The 735-nt window shown below is 40.7% G+C and carries 1 protein-coding gene; it reads left to right on the forward strand.

Translation table 11 applies throughout. The annotated features are described in order from the left end of the window. Positions 1 to 485 precede the first annotated feature (485 nt). A complete protein-coding gene (locus GCU44_RS22965) occupies positions 486 to 692 on the forward strand; it encodes a hypothetical protein (protein ID WP_154859719.1) in 207 nt (68 codons plus the stop codon). Positions 693 to 735: the final 43 nt, after the last annotated feature.

Here is a 735-nt window from a genome sequence, read left to right on the forward strand (position 1 = left end):
ATGAACAAAAGGAAGAAAGATCCCAAAGGGGATCTACTGTTTTTTCCAAAATAACCTGACCTTTAGGGTTTTACGTCCTTAAACTGACGGCTATGGCCTGCCGGCAGGTTTGGTACTTTTGGATCTAAGCCAAAAGTACGGAAGGATTCTGCGGTCTGATTCAGGTAGTTACGGTTGTCCTGCAATACCCTTTTATCGGTGAGCAACGATACAAGAATTAAAGTAGTTTTCACTGGTATCCAGTTGGAAGGCTAACTTGGCGACAAATAGCTAGAACCGGAAACAGCTGACCGGGACTTTTTGGTGTCCGTCAGTAATTAGTCTAGTTCATCAACTCCCCCCAATACACCACCAAGACCCGGAGATGAAGAATTAACCATTTTTTCAATCTCCCCCGGAAAATTTCTAACAAATTAGTTTTGTTTCAGCTAAAAAATAATTAGGTTTAACACCTTGTAAAACACGCTAAAAAATCGACCAGGTCAATGGAATCCTTCTCCGGCTATTTGGAAAATAAAAATAGAACCTTAATGCTGTTTGGGTTACTTCTGATGGTACTGGGAAATTCCTGCACCAAGGACCAATCCCTTGATCCCTTGCCCCGGGATTATACAGCACGCATGACGCTGCTTCCCTCCAATGCTATTAAGTTAAGCTTTTTGGTTTATTTTTCTGGTTTCAAAATTGAATAATTTTGATTTTTAGCTTCCCTTTCTTGGCTCTTTATTAAGCTAG

This window comes from Cyclobacterium xiamenense, from assembly GCF_009467825.1.
Taxonomy (GTDB): Bacteria; Bacteroidota; Bacteroidia; order Cytophagales; family Cyclobacteriaceae; genus Cyclobacterium; species Cyclobacterium xiamenense.